The 3,293-nt window shown below is 76.6% G+C and carries 1 protein-coding gene; it reads left to right on the forward strand.

Features of this window, described 5'->3' with window-relative positions:
• The first annotated feature begins 18 nt into the window (after positions 1-18).
• Positions 19-3,060: a nicotinate-nucleotide--dimethylbenzimidazole phosphoribosyltransferase gene (cobT, locus tag AB0O29_RS34665; RefSeq protein ID WP_365160059.1), complete on the forward strand. Its 3,042-nt coding sequence runs from the start codon at positions 19-21 to the stop codon at positions 3,058-3,060.
• Positions 3,061-3,293 lie beyond the last annotated feature (233 nt).

Below are 3,293 nucleotides of genomic sequence, written 5' to 3' on the forward strand. Positions count from 1 at the left end.
CCCGGCCCCGACGCGGCCGTGGCCCCGGCCGCAGCGGAGCCGGGCCTGCCCGGCGCGCCCGCCACGGGCCCCGAGTACCTGGACACGCCGGCCGCCCCCGTGGCCCCGCAGCTGGGCGAGATCCCGGCGCAGGCCGGAGCGCCGTGGACGGCGGAGCCGGTGGTCGCGGGTGCGGGTGCGGGTGCGGGTGCTGGTGGTGGCGCCGGCGCGGTCGCTGGCGTGGGTGGGGTCGCTGTTGCCGTCGCGGTCGCCGAGCAGGGTGCGGCGGCGCAGGCGGTGGCCCAGGCGGTGGCCGCCGGGCAGGCGGTGGCTGCCGGACAGGCTCTGGCCGAGGGTCAGGGCGTGGCCCAGGGGCAGGTTGTGGCCGAGGGCGAGGGCGAGGGCGTGGCCCAGGGCGAGGGTGTGGCTGAGGTCCAGGGTGTGGCTGAGGGCCAGGTTCCGGCCGACGGTCAGGGTGTGGCCGAGGGCCAGGCTGTGGCCGCAGGTCAGGCGTTGCCCGAGGGCCAGGTTCCGGCCGCCGAGGCTCAGGCTGCGGCCGAGGGCCAGGGCGTGCCCGGCCAGCCTGTGGGCGAGGGACAGCTCGTGGGTGAAGGACAGCCCGTGGGTGAAGGACCGGTCGTGGTCGACGGTCACGCCGTGGTCGATGGCCAGCCCGTCGCGGGCCAGGCGGTCGCGGGCCAGGCGGTCGCGGGTCAGGCTGTCGTCGAGGGCCAGGGCGCCGTCGCCCAGCCGGCCGCCGTCGAGGGCCAGCCCGTTGCCGAGGGGCAGCCCGTCGCGGACGGCCAGCCCGTCGCCGAGGGTCAGCCGGTCGCCGAGGGTGCCGAGGCCCCGCAGACCGCCGCCGCGCCGCAGGCCGTTCCCGTGGCGGAGGGCGCCGAGGGTCCCGAGACCGTTGCCGCTCCGGAGGCCGCCGTGGCCCCTGATGCCGCTGCCACTCCCGCGCCCGACGGTGTCGTGGCCGAGGAGGGCACGGTGGCTGCCGAGGCGTTCGCGCCCGAGGCCGTCCCGGCCGAGGAAGCCGCTCCCGCCGCCGAGGGCGCCCCCGCGCCCGTGGCCGAGGCCGCCGCCGGGGAGACCCCGGCCGAGCCCGTCGCCGAGGCGCCCGCGGAAACCGCGGTCCAGGCCGCCGACGCCCCCGAGGCCCCCGCCGAGACCCCGGCCGAGCAGGCCGGCTCCGCCGCGCCGGCCGACGTACCGGCCGAGCAGGCCCCCGAGTCCGCCGAGGCGCAGCCCGTGGCCGCCGACGCCGAGCCCGCCGCCGGCGACCCCGGTACGGCCGAGGGCGAAGCCGCCGTCGAGGCCCCCGCCGAGCCCCGTCCCTCCGTTGGCGAGCCGGCCCCCGGCTACGCCGACGCCGAGCGCGAGGCCGTCCTGCGCGTCATGCGCGAGCGCCGCGACATCCGCAACGGCTTCCGCACCGACCCGATCCCGCACGAGGTGCTGCTGCGCGTCCTGGAGGCCGCCCACCACGCCCCGAGCGTCGGCCACTCCCAGCCCTGGGACTTCGTCGTCATCCGCTCGGCGGACACCCGCCGCACGATGCACGAACTCGCCCAGCGCCAGCGCGAGGCCTACGCCAAGTCGCTGCCCAAGGGCCGGGCCAAGCAGTTCAAGGAACTGAAGATCGAGGCCATCCTCGACACCCCGGTGAACATCGTCGTCACCGCCGACCCCACCCGCGGCGGCCGCCACACCCTCGGCCGGCACACCCAGCCGCAGATGGCCCCGTACTCCTCCGCCCTCGCCGTCGAGAACCTCTGGCTCGCCGCGCGCGCCGAAGGCCTCGGCGTGGGCTGGGTCAGCTTCTTCGACGAGCGCGAGATGGTCCGCGCACTCGGCCTCCCCGAGCACCTTGAGGTCGTCGCCTACCTGTGCGTCGGCTACGTCGACGAGTTCCCCGAGGAGCCGGAGCTGATGCAGGCGGGCTGGGCCCAGCGCCGCCCGCTGGCCTGGGTCGTCCACGAGGAGACGTACGGGCGCCGCGCGCTGCCCGGCGAGGCCCCGCACGACCTGCTCTCCGACACCGTCGCCAGCATCCGCCCGCTCGACGCCAAGGCGCTCGGCGAGGCCTGGGAGCGGCAGAAGCGGATGACGAAGCCGGCGGGCGCGCTCGGCATGCTGGAGATCATCTCCGCGCAGCTGGCGGGCCTGTCCCGGGTCTGCCCGCCGCCGATCCCGGAGCCGGCCGCCGTCGCGATCTTCGCCGGTGACCACGGCGTCCACGCCCAGGGCGTCACCCCCTGGCCCCAGGAGGTCACCACGCAGATGGTGGCCAACTTCCTGGGCGGCGGCGCCGTCTGCAACGCCTTCGCCAACCAGGTCGGCGCCGAGGTGTGCGTCATCGACGTCGGCGTGAAGGGCGACCTGCCCGCCACCCCGGGCCTGCTGCCCCGCAAGGTCCGCCCGGGCACGGACGACCTGTCCACGGGCCCCGCGATGAGCCGCGAGGACGCGATCGCGGCCATCGAGGTCGGCATCGAGACCGCGCGCGACCTCGTCGCGGCGGGCAACAAGGCGCTCCTGACGGGTGAGATGGGCATCGCGAACACGACCGTGTCCGCCGCCCTCATCTCCGTCTTCACGGGCGTCGACCCGACGGAGGTCACCGGCCGGGGCACCGGCATCAACGACGAGACCCACGCCCGCAAGGTCGATGTGGTCCGCCGCGCCCTGGAGCTCCACCAGCCCGACCTGAACGACCCGATCGGCGTCCTGGCCGCCATCGGCGGCCTGGAGCACGCCGCGATCGTCGGCCTGATCCTCGGCGGCGCCTCGCTGCGCACGCCGGTCATCCTGGACGGCGTGAGCGCGGGCGCGGCCGCCCTGGTGGCCCGCGCCATCGCCCCCGAGGCCCTGTCGGCTTGCATCGCCGGCCACCGCAGCGCGGAACCGGGCCACGTGGCCGCCCTGAACAAGCTGGGCCTGCGCCCCCTGGTCGACCTGGACCTCCGCCTCGGCGAAGGCACGGGCGCCCTCCTGGCCCTCCCGCTGGTCCAGAGCGCGGCCCGCGCGATGCACGAGGTGGCCACGTTCGACTCGGCGGGCGTGACGGAGAAGTAGCCGGTACCGCGGATCGGGGCCGGACACCACAAAGGTGTCCGGCCCCGCCGCGTTGGGGCCCGCCATCTCCCCCTCGAGGGGCCGGGGGAGGGCGGGACTTGAGTCGGGCGGTCTCAGGGAGGGTTGGGGGCTTCCCGTCAGTCTCATCGTCCTTCCGCGTCGGGCCGGTCAGTCAAGAGCGCTCCTTCGTCGCGTCGCTTCGCGATGTCGCTGCGCTCCACTCTTGACAGCCC

Source organism: Streptomyces sp. NPDC089915, from assembly GCF_040684675.1.
GTDB lineage: Bacteria > Actinomycetota > Actinomycetes > Streptomycetales > Streptomycetaceae > Streptomyces.